Source organism: Brachyspira pilosicoli (assembly GCF_036997485.1).
In the GTDB taxonomy this organism is placed as follows: Bacteria; Spirochaetota; Brachyspiria; order Brachyspirales; family Brachyspiraceae; genus Brachyspira; species Brachyspira pilosicoli_C.
This window is the reverse complement of sequence record NZ_JAWLPU010000001.1, coordinates 19,231-41,053: the sequence shown is the minus strand read 5'-3', so window position 1 is coordinate 41,053 and position 21,823 is coordinate 19,231. Positions and strand designations below refer to the sequence as shown.

General features: G+C 28.8%; 19 protein-coding genes. 14 read left to right on the top strand and 5 right to left on the bottom strand.

The features are described 5' to 3' along the window. Positions 1-29: 29 nt before the first annotated feature. A complete protein-coding gene (locus R4I97_RS00165) occupies positions 30-1,370 on the bottom strand; it encodes an MATE family efflux transporter (RefSeq protein WP_335783151.1) in 1,341 nt (446 codons plus the stop codon). Positions 1,371-1,500: 130 nt separating this feature from the next. On the opposite strand from R4I97_RS00165, the gene R4I97_RS00160 reads away from it, so the two are divergent. From R4I97_RS00160 to R4I97_RS00140, 5 genes are all read left to right on the top strand, one after another. Then, entirely contained in the window at positions 1,501-1,983 is a 483-nt protein-coding gene (locus R4I97_RS00160; RefSeq protein ID WP_335783150.1) for a GNAT family N-acetyltransferase, read from the top strand. 34 nt (positions 1,984-2,017) lie between these two features. Next, positions 2,018-2,359, top strand: coding sequence for a cytochrome C biogenesis protein (locus tag R4I97_RS00155; RefSeq protein WP_335783149.1), 342 nt, complete (start codon positions 2,018-2,020; stop codon positions 2,357-2,359). A gap of 335 nt (positions 2,360-2,694) precedes the next feature. Beyond that, positions 2,695-4,494, top strand: coding sequence for a phosphotransferase (locus R4I97_RS00150; protein ID WP_335783148.1), 1,800 nt, complete (start codon positions 2,695-2,697; stop codon positions 4,492-4,494). Positions 4,495-4,508: 14 nt separating this feature from the next. Beyond that, the gene (locus R4I97_RS00145) at positions 4,509-5,786 is read left to right on the top strand and encodes an MATE family efflux transporter (RefSeq protein ID WP_335783147.1); all 1,278 of its coding nucleotides are present in this window, start codon (positions 4,509-4,511) and stop codon (positions 5,784-5,786) included. Beyond that, positions 5,780-6,133 carry a hypothetical protein gene (locus tag R4I97_RS00140; RefSeq protein WP_335783146.1) on the top strand — a complete coding sequence of 118 codons (354 nt, stop codon included), beginning with the start codon at positions 5,780-5,782 and terminating at the stop codon, positions 6,131-6,133. The genes R4I97_RS00145 and R4I97_RS00140 overlap by 7 nt, the downstream gene beginning before the upstream one ends. Before the next feature lie 59 nt (positions 6,134-6,192). Here the strand turns inward: R4I97_RS00140 and R4I97_RS00135 are convergent, their stop codons facing one another. Further along, positions 6,193-7,125 carry a carbohydrate kinase family protein gene (locus tag R4I97_RS00135; protein ID WP_335783145.1) on the bottom strand — a complete coding sequence of 311 codons (933 nt, stop codon included), beginning with the start codon at positions 7,123-7,125 and terminating at the stop codon, positions 6,193-6,195. A 99-nt stretch (positions 7,126-7,224) separates the two neighbouring features. Here R4I97_RS00135 and R4I97_RS00130 point away from each other — a divergent pair, with 99 nt between their 5' ends. Beyond that, the gene (locus R4I97_RS00130; protein WP_335783144.1) at positions 7,225-7,770 is read left to right on the top strand and encodes a phosphatase PAP2 family protein; all 546 of its coding nucleotides are present in this window, start codon (positions 7,225-7,227) and stop codon (positions 7,768-7,770) included. Between the two features lie 171 nt (positions 7,771-7,941). Beyond that, positions 7,942-9,894, top strand: coding sequence for a methyl-accepting chemotaxis protein (locus R4I97_RS00125; RefSeq protein ID WP_335783143.1), 1,953 nt, complete (start codon positions 7,942-7,944; stop codon positions 9,892-9,894). A gap of 256 nt (positions 9,895-10,150) precedes the next feature. On the opposite strand, the gene R4I97_RS00120 is transcribed toward R4I97_RS00125, so the two are convergent. From R4I97_RS00120 to R4I97_RS00110, 3 genes are all read right to left on the bottom strand, one after another. Further along, complete coding sequence (locus R4I97_RS00120; protein WP_335783142.1) at positions 10,151-11,101, bottom strand: flavodoxin family protein; 951 nt, start codon at positions 11,099-11,101, stop codon at positions 10,151-10,153. 477 nt (positions 11,102-11,578) lie between these two features. Continuing rightward, the gene (locus tag R4I97_RS00115) at positions 11,579-13,180 is read right to left on the bottom strand and encodes a peptide ABC transporter substrate-binding protein (RefSeq protein WP_335783141.1); all 1,602 of its coding nucleotides are present in this window, start codon (positions 13,178-13,180) and stop codon (positions 11,579-11,581) included. Between the two features lie 96 nt (positions 13,181-13,276). After that, positions 13,277-14,506, bottom strand: coding sequence for an amidohydrolase (locus tag R4I97_RS00110; protein WP_335783140.1), 1,230 nt, complete (start codon positions 14,504-14,506; stop codon positions 13,277-13,279). A gap of 130 nt (positions 14,507-14,636) precedes the next feature. On the opposite strand from R4I97_RS00110, the gene R4I97_RS00105 reads away from it, so the two are divergent. The 7 genes from R4I97_RS00105 to grdB all read left to right on the top strand — a co-directional run bounded on the left by R4I97_RS00105 (position 14,637) and on the right by grdB (position 21,801). Further along, positions 14,637-15,365, top strand: a complete 729-nt coding sequence (locus R4I97_RS00105; protein WP_335783139.1) for a gamma-glutamyl-gamma-aminobutyrate hydrolase family protein — start codon at positions 14,637-14,639, stop codon at positions 15,363-15,365. Positions 15,366-15,414: 49 nt separating this feature from the next. After that, entirely contained in the window at positions 15,415-16,698 is a 1,284-nt protein-coding gene (locus R4I97_RS00100; RefSeq protein ID WP_335783138.1) for an APC family permease, read from the top strand. Positions 16,699-16,933: 235 nt separating this feature from the next. Beyond that, positions 16,934-17,311: a GrdX family protein gene (locus tag R4I97_RS00095; RefSeq protein WP_335783137.1), complete on the top strand. Its 378-nt coding sequence runs from the start codon at positions 16,934-16,936 to the stop codon at positions 17,309-17,311. A gap of 22 nt (positions 17,312-17,333) precedes the next feature. Next, complete coding sequence (locus R4I97_RS00090; RefSeq protein WP_335783136.1) at positions 17,334-18,290, top strand: NAD(P)/FAD-dependent oxidoreductase; 957 nt, start codon at positions 17,334-17,336, stop codon at positions 18,288-18,290. Between the two features lie 253 nt (positions 18,291-18,543). Continuing rightward, on the top strand, positions 18,544-19,830 hold the full coding sequence (locus R4I97_RS00085; protein WP_335783135.1) for a glycine/sarcosine/betaine reductase component B subunit: 1,287 nt from the start codon (positions 18,544-18,546) through the stop codon (positions 19,828-19,830). Positions 19,831-19,885: 55 nt separating this feature from the next. After that, complete coding sequence (gene grdA, locus R4I97_RS00080; RefSeq protein ID WP_335764294.1) at positions 19,886-20,353, top strand: glycine/sarcosine/betaine reductase complex selenoprotein A; 468 nt, start codon at positions 19,886-19,888, stop codon at positions 20,351-20,353. A gap of 149 nt (positions 20,354-20,502) precedes the next feature. Next, positions 20,503-21,801 (top strand): glycine reductase complex selenoprotein B, encoded by a 1,299-nt coding sequence (gene grdB / locus R4I97_RS00075; protein WP_335783134.1) that lies wholly within the window; start codon positions 20,503-20,505, stop codon positions 21,799-21,801. The last annotated feature ends 22 nt before the right edge of the window (positions 21,802-21,823 follow it).

The window sequence follows — 21,823 nt, the reverse complement described above, 5'->3', positions numbered from 1 at the left end:
TATAGTTTAAAAGAGTTTTTAAATATTATCTAACTAATTAAAACATCTGGTTTTCTATTTTTGTATAACAGCACAGAAACAATTAAGGTTGCTATTTCGCTTATAGGAAGAACTAAAATTAAACCTATAAAACCTATTATATTAGGCAAAGTTAATACTAAAGCTATTGGGAGTATTGTACTTCTTAAAGCTGCTACTATTGCTGAAGCCCCTGCCTTTTGTACTGATGTGTAGTAGGCACTCATTATAATATTTATTCCAACACCTATAAATGTAGGTATTGATGCTCTTACAAAAAAATTAGCTTCTTCAAATGTTTTTACATCAACATCTTGCAAAAGCATATTCACTAATGAACTTGGATTTATTAACAATATAATTGATATTAATATTGATATGATAGAAATTAAAAATATTGATATTTTTAGAAAATCTTTCATTCGGTTTTTGTTTTTAGCTCCATAAGAAACACTTACAAGCGGCTCTAATGCTTCACCAATAGAATATGCAAGCATTATAAAAAACATTATAGCATAATTAGCAACAGAATAAACAAGTATTCCGTTATTACCAGAAATGTTGTATGCGGTGATATTAAATAGCCAAGGTATAAGCCCTGAAGATAGATTACTTAAAAATTCCGAAAACCCATTAAATGAAGCTTTTAATATATAAATCCAGCCTCCATAAACTTTTATAATTTTTAATTTGCAGTTTGGCTTAAAGAAGTATAACAACCCCATAATAAATGCAATCATTTGAGATATTGCAGTAGCCCAGGCAGCCCCAGAAATTCCTAACTTAAAAACTACAATAAAAATAGGGTCTAATATCATATTTGCTATAGAAGATATTATAAACATTAAAGAAGCAAATTTCGGAGAACCATTAAGCCTTACAAACTGACTAAGCACATACGCTATCCCCCAAAAAAATGTAGCAAATAATACACCTTCAATATAATCTAATGATAACTGATATATTTCTCCATGAGCTCCGAATAATGGAAGTAAATTAGTTCTGAATATATATGCTATTATAAGAGGCAAAGTTGCTATTGTAAGAACTACAATTAAAGTTTGAGTGAATATTAAATTAGCTCGCCTTATATTGTTTTCGCCAATGCATTTACCAGCGAGTGCAATAGAGCCTATTGTAAGCATTACATAAATGCCAAACGATAAAGCAGTGATTGGCCAAACTATATTAATTGCTGTAAAGGCATTAGCAGAGATAAAATGTGCTACAAAAAAACCGTCTACAAATACTGCAGCACTTCCCATAATCATACCCAAAATGCTTGGTATGGCAAATTTAAAAAATAGTTTTATACTGCTATTTTCTATTAAAGATTGATTATTAAGTTCCATTTAAGGTGCCTATTAAGTTTTAAATAAAAAACATTATAAGTACGTTTTCAGACTAATTGTAAACATTTTAATTTATTTGTCAATAGCATAATATGAATTGATAATATATAATAATATAAAGGACTTAATTATGGAAATAGTGAAATATAATAAAAAATATGTTAGTGAAGCTATGGGTATATGGAATAATATTATAGAAGATGGTATTTACTTTCCTCAAATAGATGTTTTAAAAGATGAAGAAGAGTCAGATAAATATTTTTCTTCTCAAGACTATACTGGCTTAGCGATAGAAGAAGAAAAAGTTTATGGAGTTTATATACTTCACCCTAATAATATAGGAAGATGCGGACATATATGCAATGCTTCTTATGCGGTAGATAAAAGTATTAGAGGTAAAGGGGTAGGTGAGGCTTTGGTGAGAGACTCCATTAAACAAGGTGCTAAATTAGGTTATAAAATACTTCAGTTTAATGCTGTTGTATTGTCTAATGAAACTGCTCATAGATTATATAAAAAAATAGGTTTTAATGAAATAGGTATTGTTAAAAAAGGTTATATCAACAAAAATAATGAGTATGAAGATATAGTGCTTTATTATATAGATTTATAATTATTTTATTAATTAATTGAATTAGGAGCATATAATGGACTTTAAAAAAGTAAAAATAGAAGTATATATACCTGAAGAATATAGAGATAAACTAAGAGAGGCATTAAACAATATAGGGGTTTTGGGGGTTGGCAATTATGATAATGTAATGTCAGTAACAAAAGTAACTGGTTATTGGCGGCCTTTAAAAAATGCTAATCCTTTTGATGGAGAAATTAATAAATTATCAAAGGCTGATGAAGATAAAATAGAATTTGCTACAGATATAGAGAATGTTTACAATGCAGTAAAAGTAATAAAAGAAGTACACCCTTATGAAGAGCCTGTTATAAATATTATACCTTTAATAAATGATAGATTTAATTTAGATTTTTAATTTTTATATATGGTTTTGTAATTAACAGTTATAAAGCTGTTTTTATATTTCAATAAATAAGCTATATTGTTTCTAATATTTCAAAATATTTTTAGCATTTAAGCAATCAGAATTTATATTTTTAAATAATCTTTTTTTATTTTAATTTTTTATAATTCTTAAAATGATTAATAAAGAACATGTTTATATATTTGACAACTTTTTAGTTATATTTAGACAATTATTTTTAAATAAAAAATGACAACTATTTTTTTATTTTTGACAACTTTATTATTGACTTTATACTGTATTATGCTATATTTATATTATAAAAATGATTGCATTGGGAGATATATATGACTTCAGATAAAGAGAATAGAATTTTAGAGCTTTTAAAAAATAATAATCTTAACTATAAAGATTTGATTATGTATTTGATTGAAGAAACTGAAGGTAAAGAATCTGATTATAATACTATAAAAACTAATTTCTCTAAAATGATTTCTGGTAAAAGAAATTTTAAATATGAATATATACCTCTAATAGAGAGAAAATTAAAAACTACTCTTGATTATATTCTTAATGGAGAGAGTAAAAATCTTAATGAATTTATACCTAGAGGATTAAGATATGCTGCATATATAGATAATGAAGAAAAGTATAAAAGTTTATTGCAGGAACTAAAAATTGAAAACAATATCATATACATATATGATGAATATAATAAAAATATAGCTGACTATATTATTGACTATAAATCTATAAATGGTATTAAGTATTTAATTGATAATGATTTAATAAAGTATTTAAATACTGAAAATGTATTTGGCATTATAGATATTATAATTGATAAAAAGCCTGAGTATCTTTCTAATATATTGAATTTTCATTTATGTTCTGAAAGCAGTTTTGATGAGTTATTAAAAAAAGATGATATTGAAATTAAGATAGGCGGAAGTTTTGATTTTAATACTGTATTTAAAAAGAATATATCCAAATATCAAGAATTAATAGATAAAATTATACAAAATGATAATCTTTTTAATTTATTCTTTTTAGAAGATGAAGATTATAAAGCTGATTATTTTTTGTATAAAGATAATAATTATGAAGTATATTCATTTAATATTATCATTTTATTTATTTTTGATAGGATAAATCATTCTTATTCTATATACAAAGAATGTAATGGGTGGGATAAATTAAAAAAAATAGATTCTCTTTTATCAAGATACAATGATATTATACATAAAGAGATATATGAAAATGAAATAAGTGCTGCTAATGTATCTATAGAAGATTTAGAATTTGATTATATAGATAAAGATATTTATTCTGATAAAATATATTACTCTTCTTTTTGGAAAAACAATAAAGCTGCATTAATATTCAGATATAATAAGCATGATTCTTCGGTTATTGACGGAAGTATTAAAAAAGATTTTGAAAAATTATCTAATAGATTTTCAAAATCATCGATTATAACAAATAATAAAATCAGAATTGAAGACAATAAAGTCTATAAAACTAGATCCAATAATGAAAAAGAATATGAGTTTCTAAAATTTATGGAACAAAATAATTACAAAAAAGTTCCAAAATATTATGGGAATGAAAATAATGAGGATATATTTGAGTATATTAAAGGCAACACAGAAAAATATGTTTATACTATGCCTATAGAAAAAATATATCAGGTTCTTGATACAATCAAAGAAATTAATGAAATATCAAAAAAACATTTAAAAGGTAAGGTTTATGTTCATAATGATTTAAGTCCTTTGAATGCTGTGTTTAATAATAAGGGTAAAATTACTGGAATAATAGATTGGGAGCATTGTAAAATAGGAGAGGAGTATGAGGATTTAATTTATATTATATGGACTTGGTCAAATATAGGGGCATTAGATAGAAAGCATGAGCAATTATTAGATTACTTTGAGAAAATAATCAAATACTATAACCCAAATGATAAAGTTAGAAAAGATTTTGTTGATAAAATGAAAAAAGTTATGGACTCAAAACAGCAGGAGGCAAAAGAAAAATACGGACGAGATTCTAAAGAGTATATACGAATATATGAATGGGTGGAATGGAGTAAAATTTGGGTAAGATTTAATAGGGATATAATAACAAAAATAGTTCATCAAAAATAAAGGAGTTTATAATCATGATTAAAAATGTTTTTCATTTGAAAAATTTTAATTACAAGTTATATTTTTCTTTAATATTTTTATCTTTGTTTCCGGCATTATATCAAACTATAAGAACTATGATAATTTCAATTTCTACAGACTCATCTGTATTTAATGTTATAGGGCAGCTTGAATGGTTTGATTTAATCAATGAAACATTACTTGCTTTTTTGCATATACCTCTTTATGCTATATTTAACAGAGTAATAAAAAATGATGATGCTAATTTTCCAAAAGTTACTTTTAAAGTTATAACAGTTGGATTTGTGCTATATTTTTTATTCTCTATTATTGTTTACATAATATCAAGAAGCCTTATAGGAATTATGAATGTAAATGAATCAGATATTGATTTAGTTACTAGATATTTAAATTTAGAGACTATAGCATTTGTAATTGGTTTTATTATCACTTCTGTAAATATAGTTATAGTATCAAAAGAATTATATAAAGTTTTTATAATATTTGCCTTTATAAAGACTTTGCTTCTTGTGATATTAGATTTTAATTTAGTATCAAGATTCAATGCTTTCGGTGTAGCATATTCTAATATGATTATGAATACTTTAATGGGAATATTGGGTATTGTTATTTTAGTAAAAATGGGTTTATTAAAATTATCAGGCTTTTCTAAAGATGATAAAAAAATATTCATTTCATATTTCAAAATAGGTATATTTTCAGCATTGCAAATTTTGGTTGATAATATAGTGTATGCTTTAATGGTAGTAAAAATGGTTAATCTTGTTGCTGAACAAGGTAATTATTGGGTAGCAAATAATTTTATATGGAATTGGTTATTAATGCCTGTATTAGCTTTGAATGAAGTGATAAGAACTAATTGTAAAGAGCAGAAAAATAGCCAAGTTGGAAATTATTTTAGAATAATATTTATAATTACATTTTTAGGGGCTATTTTAGTTTTATTTTCAAATATATTCTTTCAATATCTTGAAAGGCTTGAAAATCATAATGATATATATTTTATAGTATTAAAATTATCACCTTTTTATATATTTTATGCTTTGTCTATTATACCTGATAATATATTTATAGGTTATGGTAGGACAAGTTATAATCTTATAAATTCAATTATAATCAATTTTGTTTATTATGGTATTGTGTATATATTAAGAGGTTATATTAATTTTAATATGAACACTATAATTATTATGTTTGGTTTAGGTATGATTTTTCATGCTTTAATATCATATATTATTTTTTATAAAAAGAAGGAGGATTTAATATGCTAAAATACTTATTATCAAATGATAATATAACAGTATATTATCATGATTGGGTAAAGAACTTTATAGACTATAAAGTTGTAAGAAAAAGAATGCTTTATGAAAAAATTAATTATATTGCACATTTGCTTTCTTTAAATATTCAGCCGCCGCAGAAACTTTATAAAAAGATAGAAAATGATATATGGGAAATAAGGTATCATGATATAAGAATATTTTGTTATAGGGAATATAATAAAATATATCTCTTTTATATTATGATAAAAAAGAGAGATAGGATAGGTAATATAGAAACATTAATGATAAGAAAAACTTTATTAGAAACAAAAATCGAAATAGCTAAGATGTTTTAATATTATTATAATATTTTGAATTTATTAAAGTTAATTTAATTAAGGAAGCATTAGTATTGTCAGCAATTAAATATTAGTTTTAGTCTTTGATGAATATTTTCTAAACTTATATTGTTGCTGACAGTCTCTTCGCTTTCTAATGCGAGCATAGACATAATGGCGGCAAACTTTACTTTATAATCTAAATCAAAATTATTGTATATAGAATAAATTATACCAGCCATAAATGCATCTCCTGCTCCTGAAGCATTTAAAATATTTACTTTGGGTGCTTTTATATGTGTTGGTTTTGTTTTAGTAGAGGCGTAGCATATTCCTTTTTCTGCAAACGTAATGTATATTTCTGATACTCCTATGTCTATAAATCTACTCACCGCCTCCAAACCATCTTCTATTGTGCCAATGTCTTTGTCTAAAAGAAATGAAGCCTCATTTGAATTGAGTTTTAGAGCATATATATGTTTTTCTAATCCTTTTATATTTTCTGCTTTTTTTACAGATACAGCATCGCATAATAATTTTTTGTCTGGAAAGTTTTTTATTAAATATTCAAAAATCTCTCTTTTTATTACGGCATCTATTGTGATGAGATTTGCATTTTTTATTATTTCTTTTATACTCTCTAAATATTCTATTGTAATGTTTTTGTCTAAATCGTCCATATCAGAAACGGCTAAATACATATCTTTATCACTATTCATTATAGCCATATATGTTGTGGAAGAGCCTTTTTTTATAATGTACGAAGTATCTATATTAAGCGATTTTATATTGTTTAGAAGAATATCACCGAATATATCATCTCCTATTGATGTTATAAACTTGATATTGTAAAGACCTAAGTTTGATAAATTATGAACAATATTTCTTTCAACGCCTCCAGTACATATATTTATTTTTGCAGGGTTTGATTCTTTTAATAAAATATTTTCTTTGGAGAAGCCTTGTATATCTATATTAGAGCCGCCTATAGAAACTATATATTCGTTCATAAACCATTTTTCCTTTTTTGATTTTTTTATGTTATATTAAAAGACATTATTTGACAATATGTTTTATGTATTTTTTGTTTTATATATGGACTTTAGTTTATGAATTTAATAAATAAATTGGATAGTTCGGCAATAGAGTTTGCACATAGTTTACATAATAATTTTAATTTCTTGGACTATTTTTTTTCATTAGTTACAAATATGGGCGATGCTATATTTTTGACTGCTTTAATAATAGCTTTTTTGATATTTAAAAAAACTAGACTCTGCGGAATAAATATGGCTGTTAGCTGTTTTATAGCATTTATTATCACTGCAGTTATATTAAAACCTTTAATAGCAAGAGAGCGTCCTATTACAGACTATTATGATTATTGGGCAGCTGTAGGAAGTCATATTGAAACATCATTCTCCTGCCCATCTTCGCATGCTACAGTTTCTTTTGCTGTTTACTTGCCTATATTTCTTTACTTTAATAAAAGATATAGTTTTTTAGCGGTAATTTTTGCTTCGATTATAAGTTTTTCAAGGGTTTATTTGATGGTTCATTATATGAGTGATGTTATTTTTGGGGCATTTGTTGGAATTATTGTTTCATTTGTTGTATATGTTTTTATAAATAAAAAGATATTTATTGTTTCATAATTTTATATAATTTTTCATTTTAATGTATATTTTTTGTATTTTTTTTTAATCTTAATTTAATAATTAAAAATTTATGCTTGATTTTATATTTTTAAAAAGTAAAATAATTGTAAAGAATATTTATTAACATTATTTATTAATATTATTTATTATTAAGAAGAGGTTTATATTATGAAAAAAATAAGTCTTCGATTAAAAATAAGTTTTTCTATATTAATTCCATTGGTTATAATGCTCGTATTTGCCAATGTAGTAAATATTGTTTATGTGAGAAATGCGAGTAAAGAGTTTGTATATCAAATATTAAGACAAAGTGCGGCGATGGAAGTTGAAAGTTTAAAATCTATTATTAATGATGAGGCTGATATAACAGTCGGCTTTGCTAATACCGTAGCAGGTTTTTATAAAGACGGTGTATCAAACAGAAATTTTTATGAGGTAGCAGCTTACAATTTTTTTACTACCCTCCCAAAAGAAGTAAATAAATTATTAATAGCTTTTGAGCCTAATATATTTAATGATGATAATAATTATTTAACATCAGAAAAATATATGCAAGCTAATGGACGTTTTAATTATTATATAACAAGAGATGGCGATAACTTAATAGATGGACATTTAGATAATACTATTTTTCAAAGCGATTATTATACATCTGCTGTAGCTAGCAAATCAAATTATATAACAGATATTTTTACTTCCTCTACAAATAATAATAAATCTATGAATTTTATTTGGTCTATACCTATAAAGGCAGATAATAGAGTAATAGGTGTTGTTGCTATAGATGTATCAGTAGAATCTCTATATAGTTTGCTTTCTAATATAAAACTTTTTGAAGGCACCACTACAACACTTTTTGATAATAAAGGACTTATATTATATGACAGCGATAAGGATTATTTTATAGGTAAAACTTTAGATGAGATATATCCTTATTATCAAAAATTTGATATGTTTAATAAAGTAATGAAAAATGAAGTTGTAATATTTCAAACTTATAGCCAAACAGTAAAAGAGAATTATACTTATTCGTTTACACCTGTTGATATTATACCTGGTAAAAATTGGGGATTGAAAATCACTGCTCCAAATAGAATAATATTCAAAGACTCAAACGAAATAAGAACTATAATGATAATTATTTCTATAGTGATAGTTGTTTTAGCATTTTTAATAGTTCCTTACATTATAGGAAAAACAGTTTCTAGCATTATTACAGTTTTAGCAAAAGATATAGTAGGAATGTCTACAGGAGATTTAACTATAGAAATACCTAAGGGCTTTGAAAACAGAAAAGATGAATGGGGGGATATTGCTAGAGGCTGGGATAAGGCTATGCTTAATTTTAATAAGGTAGTACATACTGTAAGAAACTCAGCAGAGCAAGTATCAACTGCAGCCAATCAGGTATTATCAGGAAACACAGATTTATCACATAGAACAGAATCTCAGGCTGCTAGTTTGGAAGAGACTGCTTCATCTATGAACGAGATGGCTAGTGCTATAAAAGAATCTGCAGAGGGGGTTGCTAGAAGTACGCAAATGGTTGCTGATGCTAAAAATTCTCTTATGAAAGCTGGTACTATAGTAGAAGACAGTGTTGAGAAGATGAATGATGTTTATGAGGCTAGCGAGAAGATTATAAATATTACTAAACTGATAGAGGATATTGCTTTTCAAACTAATATACTTGCTTTGAATGCTTCTGTAGAGGCAGCTAGAGCAGGAGAGCAGGGAAGGGGATTTGCTGTTGTTGCTAGTGAAGTTAGAAACTTAGCACAGAATGCTCAGGAGTCTGTAAAAAATATTACAGATTTGATTACAGACAGCACTAATAAAATTAATTTAGCTACTAGAAGTGTAAAAGAATCTAAAGAGATGTTTGATGATATATCTCAAAAGATGGACGATGCTTCAGCAATAATGGAAAAGATTAATATAGCTGCTCAAGAACAGGGAAGGGGAATAAGTCAGGTTAATATTGCGATTACACAAATGGATACTTCAGTTCAGCAAAATGCAGCATTAGTAGAAGAGGCAACTTCAGCTTCGCAGTCGCTTCTTAATGAGGCAGAGGATTTGATAAAGGCTATAGAATATTTTAAGTTAAAGGAAGAATAATATTATATAGTTATATTTTGTAAAAAAGTTTTATTCTTCGTATAGGTTAAAAAAAATTGCATTTTCGCAAAGCGTGCCCGGAGGGCAAAAACTTTGACGAAGTCCGCAAAGCGAAGGCGGGAAAAAGTTGAATAAAAACAAAAACATACAAGACAAAATATAATTAATATAAACTCAAAAATAAAAGCACTATTTAAAAATTAATTTAATAATTATAAATAGTGCTTTTTTATTATATAAAAGGTTTTATTAACGGCTATTTTATAGTTTCAAATTTCATCTCTCTAAATTTTTTATATTCTTCTTCTATCTCTCCCTTTCTAGACATAAAATTATCTCTTGTCTCCATTATCTCCTGTAAATGCACTGCCCTTGCTTCATTAATATTTCTGTCTCTTATAAGTCCGTTTTCAGCAAGCACAAATTTATACTTTCCATTTTCGCCTTTTACTAAATCGCCTCCCGCACCGCAAACAGCACATTCAAAATTAAACTTAACTCCGTCCCAATGCTCTTCGCCTGGGTATATTAAAGAAGAATGACATCTTGGGCATAAACCTAAATTAGGGTCTCCAAGCCATTTTCTCTCTTCAACAGGTGTATTAATTGCTTGAGCTATGTTTTTGCCCATTTGGTAAGCTCTCTCCAAATAGTCTTTATGTATAAGAACATTTCCTGGTCTTCCAACGCTTGTAGCTAAATACATATCTACTACTGTAATAGATTGAGTAAACATTGTAGCAGCAAGCCCCTCCAAGCTCATAGTCTGCCAATCATGTTTAGAGCCTCCCACTCCTATAAGTCCTGCTACTGTGTGAGGGTCTTTTTTTACTTGTCCTATCTTTATTCTAAATGATAATTCATAAGCTAAAAATCTCTGAGCAAATGATAAATATAATGAAGAAGGAAGCAAATCATAAGTAGGACAGCCCACTATTATACCTTCGCATTCATTCATAACATTAACTATTTTGTCCATATCATCTTTTTCTTTGTAGATGCAGCCTTTATATTCTTTTTTTTCTTTGAATGCTTTCTCCATGCCTATTGTACATGATTCGCATCCTGAGCAAGGCTTTATATCATAATCAAATAAATTAATAAGTATAGCCTCTCCTCCTGCATCTTTTACAGCTGTTAAAGCTTGTTTTACTAAAATTTCGCTGTTTCCATTATGTCTTCCAGCAACTATTCCCATAACTTTCATAGAATATGAGTCCCCTTTTATTGAAAAAATTATATTACTGGATAGGCTGCCAGTCTTCGTATTTTGTTTTTTAAAAAATGATATTGTCGAAGTTTATCGGAAATCTTATATTTTAGATATAAGCCCTACCTTATTTATTGTAAGGCATTATATAATTATAATAAAAAAAATCAATATAAAAATGTTTAAGTTCTTTTTTATTAATTTTTTTTAAACCCCGCCCTATTAGGTTTTGTGTTTATATAAAAAATATTGTTTTAATATTCTTTATTGTATAATTAAAAAAAGCATCCCCGCCCAAGATTTAATTAAGCTGATAATCTACTTTCCCGCACGGTAAATCTATTTATAAAAATAATAAAATTTGTATTTATAATTAATTTATATATTTTGTTTTGCTTAACGTGCGGTGAGGAGATTTTTAAATTAAAAAACACTGTATAATACAAGGTTAATATCATTACAAATAATTACCTATTATTCTAAATATGAATAAGAAAATTTGTACTGAGCAAAAGGTATATAGAATACATCTTTTAATTTAGGGCTTTTTAATACAGCAGGTTCAAAGTATGCTATAGGTATAATAACAGCCTCATCATCTATAAGTATTTTTTCAGCTTTGTGTAATTCTCTCATTCTAATGTTTTGGTCAGTAGTTTTTGATGCTATGCTAATTGCTTCATCAAAAGCTTTATTTGTAAATAGAGAGTGGTTTTTGTATGAATAGCTAACAAACATACCTAAAAAAGTAGTAGGGTCATTGTAGCTTCCAGTCCAACTTGCAGCCGCCATAGTATAATTTCTCTCTGTTCTAAAAGCATGAATAAACGGTGCAAACTCCATTTGTGTAAGCTTAACATCTATACCAAGATTCTCTTTCCACATATTCTGCACAGCTTCAAACATAGGTATATCGTTACTAAATGTAAGATAAAACTCTAATACAGGAAAGCCTTCTCCGTTTGGATATCCTGCTTCTGCCATTAATCTTTTAGCTTCTTCTACATTTTTTTGATAATCTGCTTTGTTTGTGCTTATATATTCACCTGCATTATCCCTGAAATAACCTTCTACATCTGTAACACCCCAAGGCACTAATGCACCTGCAGGTTTACCAGATTTTATAATATTATCTACTATATAGTTTCTATCTATAGCAAGCGATAATGCTTTTCTTACTCTTTTGTCTTTTAGAGTTTCATTTGTAGTATTGAGTGCATAATATTGAGTGCCTATTCTTGTTGCTATATCTATTAAACCTTCTTCTCTTAGCGTGTCTACATCTTGATATGGAAATTGATCAGAGAAATGAAGCGAGCCTTCTTTAACCCCAGCAACTGCAGAATTAGGATTATCCATAAGAACAAATTTAATTCTTTCAGCTACTATTGTGTCAGCTCCCCAGTAGTTGGTATTTTTTACAACAGTAATGCTTTGGTCCGGCTTTCTCTCTTTTAACATAAAAGCACCATTACCAATACAAGTTTTAGGGTCTCTAGTCCAATTGTCTGGATTTTTTTCAACCATATCTTTTCGTACAGGTGAAAATACAGGAAGGTTTACTAGCTCCAAAAAATAAGCAGTAGGATATTCTAATTTTACTTCCAATGTGTAATCATCTAAAGCCTTTATACCAAACTCATCAACAGGCATATATCCAGCATTAACATTAGAAAAGTTAAGTATAGGCTCAAATAAATAACTAGGCTCGCTTGCTGTATTTGGATCAACAACTCTCTTCCAAGAATATTCAAAGTCTTGAGCAGTTAAAGGTTTTCCGTCAGACCATTTACCATTAGTTCTTAGATGAAATATATATGTAAGCCCATCTTCAGATATATCCCAGCTTTCTGCTGCTCCGGGCTGAATGGCTATATCTTTATATTTTGTAGTTAAGCATTCAAACAAGTGCGTTACATAGGTAGAGCCTTGTAATGTGATATTTAGAGCAGGGTCAATAGTTTTGGGTTCTGCTCCAAGATTTACATAAATAGTGTTTTCGTCTATAGTATTTTTATTTGTGCAAGATAAAAAAGATAAGAATAAAGCGGTAAGAATAATAATATATTTTTTCATATTACCCACCCTTAGTATGGATTTTTTAGAAAGATTATATTTTATAATATAATCTTGTCAATAAATTTTTTTGTTATTTGCAAAATATTAATAATATTATCTATGCATTCCTATTGGGAAGTTATCTTTTTGTAAATAAGTGTTGTAAATATTCATTATTTGTAATGTTAGTCCTATTGCAATACAAGATTCATCTACATCAAATAAACCGCTATGTGCATTAGGCATTATTGATTTTTTATTATTTTTAGCTCCAAGATTAAAAAAAGCTCCAGGTTTATTTAATATAAAATAAGAAAAATCTTCAGCGCCTAAAGATGGTTTTATATTTAATACATTTTTTTCTCCTAATAAATTTACAGCATTTTCTCTCACAATATTTGCTGCTTCTTTCCAATTAATTAAACTTGGAAAGTAAGTTGTTTCTATAAACTCTCCGTCAGCTTCCATTGATAGAGCTATGTTTTTAATTATTTTTTTTATTTTATGTATTATATTATTAATAGTTGTGTCTTTTAGTGCTCTAATAGTACCACCCATTTCCACATAATCGCATATTACATTTGTAGCTTTTCCTCCGTTAATAGTGCCTATTGTAATAACAGCATTTTCTCCTACATATATGCTTCTGCTTATGATAGTTTGTATGGCGTTTATAATATTTGCAGATACTACTATAGCATCTACTCCATCAGCTGGATTAGCTCCATGAGATTTTTTGCCATATATTTTTATTTTAAAATCTAAACAGCTTGCATTAACTATACTATCAGTTATTTTTATATTGCCTATATCGGTGTTAACATCTACATGAAGCCCATAAGTAATATTTACATTATGTAATGCATTTTCTTTTATCATATTAGAAGCTCCGCCTGTTGTCTCTTCTGCAGGCTGAAATATTAGTCTTATATTACATGGGGGTATAAAATTTTTATCTTTGTTTGAGAATATTCTTGCTATTCCCATATTTATTGCAGTATGCACATCATGTCCGCAAGCATGACAAACTCCTTTGTTTTTTGAAGCATAACTACAATGTTTTAAATCTTCTATAGGCAAAGCGTCAATATCTGCTCTAAATGCAATAGTAAAACTTTTATCTTTTCCTAAAATATCTGCTATAATTCCAGTATTTGCTATTTTTGTTTTATGTTTTATTTCATGAGAGTTTAAATAGTTTGATATAAACTCCATTGTGTTATATTCTTGATTACTTAATTCTGGGTATGAGTGTATATGTCTTCTTATGTTTATCAGTTCATTTTCTACTTCTTTTATTTTTATTTTTATATTATCTAAAATATTTTCTGCTTCTTGTTTCATAAAAGTACAATGCCATTTAAAATTATTTTTTATTAGAATTATTTTTATATTATAAATTATATCAGTTTTTTTGACAAACTATATAATTTATACTATACTTTTAAATACGATTTGTTATATGGAGTGTTTTATGAAGCCTATTATCGGTATTAGCGGAAGTATACTTACTATTGAAAATGATGGAGCTTTTTCTGGTTATGAGAGAGCTTATGTAAATGATGATTATGTGCTTTCTGTTACAAGAGCTGGCGGTATACCTTTTATTATTCCGATGATAGATGATGATGATGATATAAAGGCACAAATTTCTCATGTAGATGGAGTTGTTCTATCAGGCGGATATGATATTGATCCAATATATTGGGGAGAAGAAATTAACTCTAAGCTTGGAAGAATATTTCCAAGAAGAGATAATCATGAATTAAAAATAATAAAATATGCTTTGGAAATGAAAAAACCTATACTTGGTATATGCCGAGGCTTACAAATTATCAATGTTGCATTTGGCGGAAGCTTATATCAAGATTTGTCTTTTATCAAAGATTGCTATATAAAACATTCACAAAATGCTAAACCTTATGAACCTACACATAATATTACAACTAAAGAAGGCAGTGTTATTAGAGAGATAGTAGGGGATAGTTTAAGGGTTAATTCTTTTCATCATTTAGCTATTAAAGATTTGGGCAAAGGCTTAGTTGCTACAAGTTATTCTACAGATGGCATAGTTGAAAGTGTAGAATATACTGAAAACGGCAATTTTGTGCTTGGTGTGCAGTTTCACCCGGAAATGATGCATTCTCATTATGATTTCGCTTTAAATATTTTCAAAAAATTGATATCTGTTTGTAAGAGATAATTCTTTACCTCTTATATTATTTTTTTAAAATATTTTTAAGGAGTTTTTTATGTCGGGTAATAAGTTAGGGCTCTTTAGTATAGTATTACTTGGTATTAATGCTATAGTTGGAACAGGTATTTTTTTGCTTCCCAATCAGGCTTATGCTGAAGTTGGTGTAATGAGTATAGGGGTAATCATATTTGATGCTTTTTTGGTTATTTCTATAGCATTATGTTTTGCTGAAATGGGAGGAATGTATAAGAATAATGGCGGACCTTATCTTTATGCCAAGGATGCATTTGGCGAGTTTGTTGGTTTTGAAGTTGGTATAATGAAATGGGCTATAAGTATAATTGCTTGGGCTGCTATGGCTATGGGTTTTCCTACAGCATTGGGGGCAGTTTGGGCTCCGGCTCAAAATCCTTTAGTTCAAAAAGTTATTGCTATAAGTATACTTGTTTTGCTTGGTATAATGAACATTATGGGAGTAAAAATATCCAAAATAATGAATAATATAGTAACAACTGGTAAATTAATACCTTTAATATTGTTTGTTGCAGTTGGTATTTTCTTTATAAAGGGTGAAAACTTTGTAAATCCTGTGGCTGAAAATGGTGAAGTTGTATTAAAAGGTACATTTGGAAGTGCAGCTTTACTTATATTTTATGCTTTTACAGGTTTTGAATCTATAGGTGTTGCAGCAGGAGATATGGATAATGCTAAAAAGAATGTTCCTCTTGCTATATGTATAGTTTTGATATTGGTAGCTATAATATATATACTTATTCAGGTAAACAGCATAGGTATATTAGGAGCTTCTTTAGCAACAACAAGTACACCAGTGGCTACAGCAGCAGAAAAGTTCTTAGGTAAATGGGCTGGTGCTATGGTTACTGCTGGTACTTTGATTTCTATAGGCGGTATTAATGTAGCTTCTTCATTTTTAACTCCTCGTGCGGGTGTTGCTATGTCTGATGAAAATCAGCTTCCAAGCTTTATTTCAAAAAGAAATTCTAAAGATGTTCCTTATGTAGCAGTAATAATATCAGTTGTATTAACAGCATTGGTTACACTTACAGGAAGTTTCACTACATTAGCAGCTATTAGTGTTGTATCACGTTTTGCTCAGTATATTCCTACTTGTTTAGCAGTTCCAGTGATGAGAAAAAAGGCTCCAGATATGGAGAGAGGTTTTACTCTTCCTCTTGGACCTGTTATTCCTATAATTGCTATAGTTGTTAGCTTGTGGTTATTATCACAATCAGATTTAAAGAAAATTATATTTGGTTTGGGCGGTCTTGTGATAGGAGCTATTGTTTATTTTTTAATGAAGCTATCAAACAAGAAATAATTATTATTTTATGGTGTACTTCCTATTTTTTATGTTTTGTTTACTGTAAAAATAGGAAGTATTTTTTTATTGACTATTAATTCACAATAAAAATATATAAAAATTTATAAATAACTATCTAATGTAATATTATAAACAGTAATGGTTTTTTTTAGTTTTTTTTTTGTTTAAAAATAGAATGCTGTTGTAATAATATATTGACAAACATGGAAAATAATATATATTATATTGTAGTATGAGTTGCGTTATTATAACAAATAATCCGAAAATTTTTGAAGAAGTAAAAAGTAGAAATGCAGAAATAATTTATATGTCAGATTCGGATTTTATGGGAGTTCTCTATAAAGTTAGAGACTTTATACATTTAGGTTATAAATTATTAACTCATCCTATAGTGAGCAGTATAAAACCTTATGAAACTCCTTATAAGAGTGTTGCTTTATCTAAGGGTTCAGATTTAGATTTGTATTCATTAGAGTTAATAGAAAATTCTATTGAGCTTACAAAAAACTTTTTAGATAAGCCTAAGAGGAAGTTAACTAAAGAAATAGATGATGATTTCAGGTTAATAGATTATAAATTGGTTATCGGAGCAATAGAAAGTATTTTATAAGTAATTTTATGGAGATTTTTATATGAGTAATTTATATGATTGTATTATAATAGGCGGCGGACCATCTGGATTAGCAGCTGGTGTTTATTCTGCAAGAGCTAGATTAAAGACAATTATTTTTGAGAAAGCGAGTTTTGGCGGACAAATTAGTATTACTGATGAAATAGCTAATTATCCTGGCTTTTATGAACCAAATGAAGAGGCAAGACATCCTAAAAATCTTATCAACAAGATGATAGAGCAAGCTAAAGCTTTTGGTGCTGAAATAGAGCATAAAGAGGTAGTTGATGTTAAGTTAGATGGAAAGGTAAAAGAAGTAAAAACATCTGACGGAGAAGTTTATACATCAAAAACAGTAATAATTGCTACAGGCGCTCAGCCTAGAAAATTGGGCTGTAAGGGTGAATTAGAGTACACTGGTAAGGGTGTTTCTTATTGTGCTACTTGTGATGCTAACTTCTTTGAAGGTATGGAAGTTTTCTGTATAGGCGGAGGAGATACTGCTGTAGAAGAAGCTATGTATTTATCTAAATTTGCAAGAAAAGTAACATTAATAGTTAGAAAAGATTATGTTCGTTGTGCTAATTCTATAGAAGAAAAAGCTAAAGCTAATCCTAAAATTGAAATAAAATTTAGAACTGAGCTTTTAGAGCTTAAAGGTGACGGAATTGTTGAATCTGCTATATTTTTAAATAATGAAACAGGCGAGACTTACGAATATAAGGCAGATGAAGAGGATGGCACATTTGGTGTATTTATATTTGTTGGATATGTTCCTTTGACAAAATTGTTTGAAGGCAAAGTTGAAATGAAAGATGGCTATATAGTTACAGATGAAGAAATGAAAACGAATGTTGAGGGTGTATTTGCTTGCGGAGATTTAAGACCAAAAATGTTGAAACAAGTTATTACTGCTACGGCTGACGGTGCTATAGCTGGAATTTCTGCTAACAAATATATAGAGGAGCATTATTCTTAATTATTTAATTAGAGGAAAATATAGATGATAAAATTTAAAGGCTGAGTAAAAAATATATCTTGCGTTGCAATGAAAGAATATTCTATTTATAGTGATATTATTGCATTGTTTATTTTGCTAGGAATAATTTTATCAGGGATTAAATTGTGTTTAATGAAATTTAAGAGTGGCAGTATGTTTTTATATACTTCTGCTCTTTTTTATTGCTTATAATTTATGTTTATAATAAAATAAAAATATAAAAGGAGACTATATGAAGTTAGAGTTAGGCGAGATTTATATTAAAGATATAAAACTTGACAAGATTTCAAAAGTCGAGAATGGAGTACTCTATGTAAACGTTGATGAAGTTACAAAGATGGTGCTCGAGGACGACAAATTGAAAAGTGTAAAAATTGATGTAGCTCGTCCGGGAGAATCCGTTCGTATAACACCTGTAAAAGATGTTATAGAGCCTAGAGTAAAAATAGAAGGCAGAGGCGGAGTATTCCCTGGAATGATATCTAAAGTAGATACTGTAGGTGAGGGAAAGACTAATGTATTAAAAGGTGCTGCTGTTGTTACTTGCGGTAAAATAGTTGGTTTCCAAGAAGGTATCATTGATATGTCTGGCCCTGGTGCTGACTATACACCATTCTCTAAACTTAATAATTTATGTTTAGTTATAGAGCCAGTAGACAATTTAGAAAAACATGATTATGAAGCTGCTGTAAGAGGTGCAGGTTTAAAAGTTGCTACTTATTTAGGTAAGTTAGCTAAAGAAGTAAAAGCAGACAAAACTTTTACTTATGAAACTAAACCTATATTTGAACAAGCTGCAATGTATCCTAATTTACCAAAAGTAGGTTATGTATACATGCTTCAAACACAAGGCTTATTACATGATACTTATGTTTATGGTGTTGATGCTAAGAAAATAGTTCCAACATTTATTTATCCAACAGAAGTAATGGATGGTGCTATAGTAAGCGGTAACTGTGTATCAGCTTGCGATAAAAACACTACTTATCACCACTTAAATAACCCTGTAATTAAAGCTTTATATGAAAAACATGGTAAAGATATTAACTTTATGGGTGTTATTATAACAAATGAAAACGTATTCTTAGCAGATAAGATGCGTTCATCAGATTGGGCATCAAAATTAGCTAAATATTTCGGATTAGATGCAGTAATCATCTCTGAAGAAGGATTTGGTAACCCAGATGCTGACTTAATAATGAATTGCAGAAAAGCAGAAGCATTCGGAATTAAAACTTGTATTATCACAGATGAATATGCTGGCAGAGATGGTTCTTCTCAATCTTTAGCAGATTCAGATGTATCAGCTAATGCTACAGTAACAGCTGGTAATGCTAATATAGTTATTAACTTACCAAAAATGGATAAAGTAATAGGTATGTTAGATTATACAGATAAAATAGCAGGCGGATTTGACGGTTCATTAAAAGCAGACGGTTCTATTGAAGCAGAGATACAGGTTATCACTGGTGCTACAAATGAATTAGGTTTTAATAAATTTAGTGCTACAGGACTATAATTAGTTTTGTGTATTAAATTATTAGAATATAAACAAAATTTTTAGGAGGAAAGCCATGAGTATTTTAAATGGTAAAAAAGTAATTATCATTGGCGATAGAGACGGCATTCCTGGAGAAGCTATCAAAGCTTGCGTTGAAACAGTAAGCGACGCAGAAGTTTTGTTTGCTGCTACGGAGTGTTTTGTTTGAACAGCCGCAGGAGCGATGGATTTAGAGAATCAAAAGAGAATTAAAGAGTTTGCAGAAAAATTTGGTAAGGAGAATTTAGTAGTATTATTTGGTGCAGCAGAAGCAGAAGCTAGCGGTTTAGCTGCTGAAACAGTAATGTTAGGTGACCCTACTTATGCTGGTGCTTTAGCTAATGTTGCTTTACATTTAGATGCTTATCATGCTGTAGAGCCAGAGTTCAAAGAGGCAGTAGATGCTTCTGTTTATGATGAACAGATTGGTATGGCAGAAATGACATTAAATGTAGATGAAATAATCGCAGAAATGAAAAGAATGCGTGAAGAAAACAAATAATATAGCTAACTTACAATTTTTTATAAAAAACAAATTCTCTAAAAAATAAAAAAATCCATTGTAAATAAAAACCAGTTTGGTTTTTAAAAACACGGCAGCCTAATATTTATTTATTTGGTTGCCTTAAATTAAAAAATTAGGAGGCTTAAATGCCACAATATAAAATTGTTCATTATATTAATCAGTTCTTTGCTAACATTGGCGGTGAAGAAAAAGCTGATATAGCTCCAGAAAAAAGAGATGGAGTGGTTGGTCCTGGTGCGGGACTTCAAGGTGAGCTTAAAAAGTTAGGTGTTGATGCTGAAGTTGTTGGTACGGTTATTTGCGGAGACTCTTACTTTAACGAGAACTTAGATAAAGCTAAAAAAGAAGTTTTAGATATGATTAAAAGCTATAGTCCAGATTTAGTTGTTGCTGGTCCTGCTTTTAATGCTGGCCGTTATGGTACTGCTTGCGGTACTGTTGCTAAAATGGTGCAAGATGAATTAAAAATCTCTGCTGTTACTGGTATGTATGTTGAAAACCCTGGAGCAGATATGTTTAAGAAAGATGTTTATATCGTTTCTACTAAAGACTCTGCTGCTGGCATGAGGACTGCTTTACCAACAATAGCTAAATTAGTTTCTAAACTTCTTAAAAAAGAAGAGATTGGCACACCAGAAGCTGAAGGTTATATACCTAGGGGAATACGTGTTCCATTGTTTAGAGAGAAAAATGGTGCTGAGAGAGCTGTTGATATGCTTATCAAAAAAATTAAAGGTGAAGCATTTACTACAGAATATCCTATGCCAGATTTCGACAGAGTAACTCCTGGTGAAGCTATTAAAGATATTACTAAAGCTAAAATAGCAATCGTAACAAGCGGCGGTATAGTACCAACTGGCAACCCTGACCATATAGAATCTTCTTCTGCTTCAAAATATGGCAGATATTCTATTGATGATATGGGTGAAACAGCTCATGGGGGTTATGACCCTACTTATGCTAACCAAGACCCTAACAGAGTATTACCTGTTGACGTATTAAAAGATTTACAGAAAGAAGGTAAAATTGGAGAGCTTTATCCATACTACTACACTACAGTTGGTAATGGTACTTCAGTTAAAAACTCTAAGGCTTATGCTAGTGAATTTGCTCAAACTTTAGTTAAAGACGGCGTTCAAGCTGTTATTTTAACATCAACCTGAGGAACTTGTACTCGTTGCGGTGCAACGATGGTTAAAGCAATAGAAGCTACTGGAATACCTGTAGTTCATATTTGTACTATTGTTCCTATATCTTTAACAGTTGGTGCTAACAGAATAGTTCCTGCTGTTGCTATACCTCACCCATTAGGTAATCCAAACTTATCTAAAGAGGATGAGAAAAAATTAAGACGTACATTAGTTGAAAGAGCTTTAAAAGCTTTATCAACTCCTGTAGATTCTCAAACAGTTTTTGAAAATTAATTGTTTTATTGAATCATAAAAA

Bases quoted from the DNA above. Each gene is read 5' to 3' on its own strand.
- R4I97_RS00165 (WP_335783151.1), bottom strand. From the start codon at position 1,370: ATGGAACTTAATAATCAATCTTTAATAGAAAATAGCAGTATAAAACTA.
- R4I97_RS00160 (WP_335783150.1), top strand. From the start codon at position 1,501: ATGGAAATAGTGAAATATAATAAAAAATATGTTAGTGAAGCTATGGGT.
- R4I97_RS00155 (WP_335783149.1), top strand. From the start codon at position 2,018: ATGGACTTTAAAAAAGTAAAAATAGAAGTATATATACCTGAAGAATAT.
- R4I97_RS00150 (WP_335783148.1), top strand. From the start codon at position 2,695: ATGACTTCAGATAAAGAGAATAGAATTTTAGAGCTTTTAAAAAATAAT.
- R4I97_RS00145 (WP_335783147.1), top strand. From the start codon at position 4,509: ATGATTAAAAATGTTTTTCATTTGAAAAATTTTAATTACAAGTTATAT.
- R4I97_RS00140 (WP_335783146.1), top strand. From the start codon at position 5,780: ATGCTAAAATACTTATTATCAAATGATAATATAACAGTATATTATCAT.
- R4I97_RS00135 (WP_335783145.1), bottom strand. From the start codon at position 7,125: ATGAACGAATATATAGTTTCTATAGGCGGCTCTAATATAGATATACAA.
- R4I97_RS00130 (WP_335783144.1), top strand. From the start codon at position 7,225: ATGAATTTAATAAATAAATTGGATAGTTCGGCAATAGAGTTTGCACAT.
- R4I97_RS00125 (WP_335783143.1), top strand. From the start codon at position 7,942: ATGAAAAAAATAAGTCTTCGATTAAAAATAAGTTTTTCTATATTAATT.
- R4I97_RS00120 (WP_335783142.1), bottom strand. From the start codon at position 11,101: ATGAAAGTTATGGGAATAGTTGCTGGAAGACATAATGGAAACAGCGAA.
- R4I97_RS00115 (WP_335783141.1), bottom strand. From the start codon at position 13,180: ATGAAAAAATATATTATTATTCTTACCGCTTTATTCTTATCTTTTTTA.
- R4I97_RS00110 (WP_335783140.1), bottom strand. From the start codon at position 14,506: ATGAAACAAGAAGCAGAAAATATTTTAGATAATATAAAAATAAAAATA.
- R4I97_RS00105 (WP_335783139.1), top strand. From the start codon at position 14,637: ATGAAGCCTATTATCGGTATTAGCGGAAGTATACTTACTATTGAAAAT.
- R4I97_RS00100 (WP_335783138.1), top strand. From the start codon at position 15,415: ATGTCGGGTAATAAGTTAGGGCTCTTTAGTATAGTATTACTTGGTATT.
- R4I97_RS00095 (WP_335783137.1), top strand. From the start codon at position 16,934: ATGAGTTGCGTTATTATAACAAATAATCCGAAAATTTTTGAAGAAGTA.
- R4I97_RS00090 (WP_335783136.1), top strand. From the start codon at position 17,334: ATGAGTAATTTATATGATTGTATTATAATAGGCGGCGGACCATCTGGA.
- R4I97_RS00085 (WP_335783135.1), top strand. From the start codon at position 18,544: ATGAAGTTAGAGTTAGGCGAGATTTATATTAAAGATATAAAACTTGAC.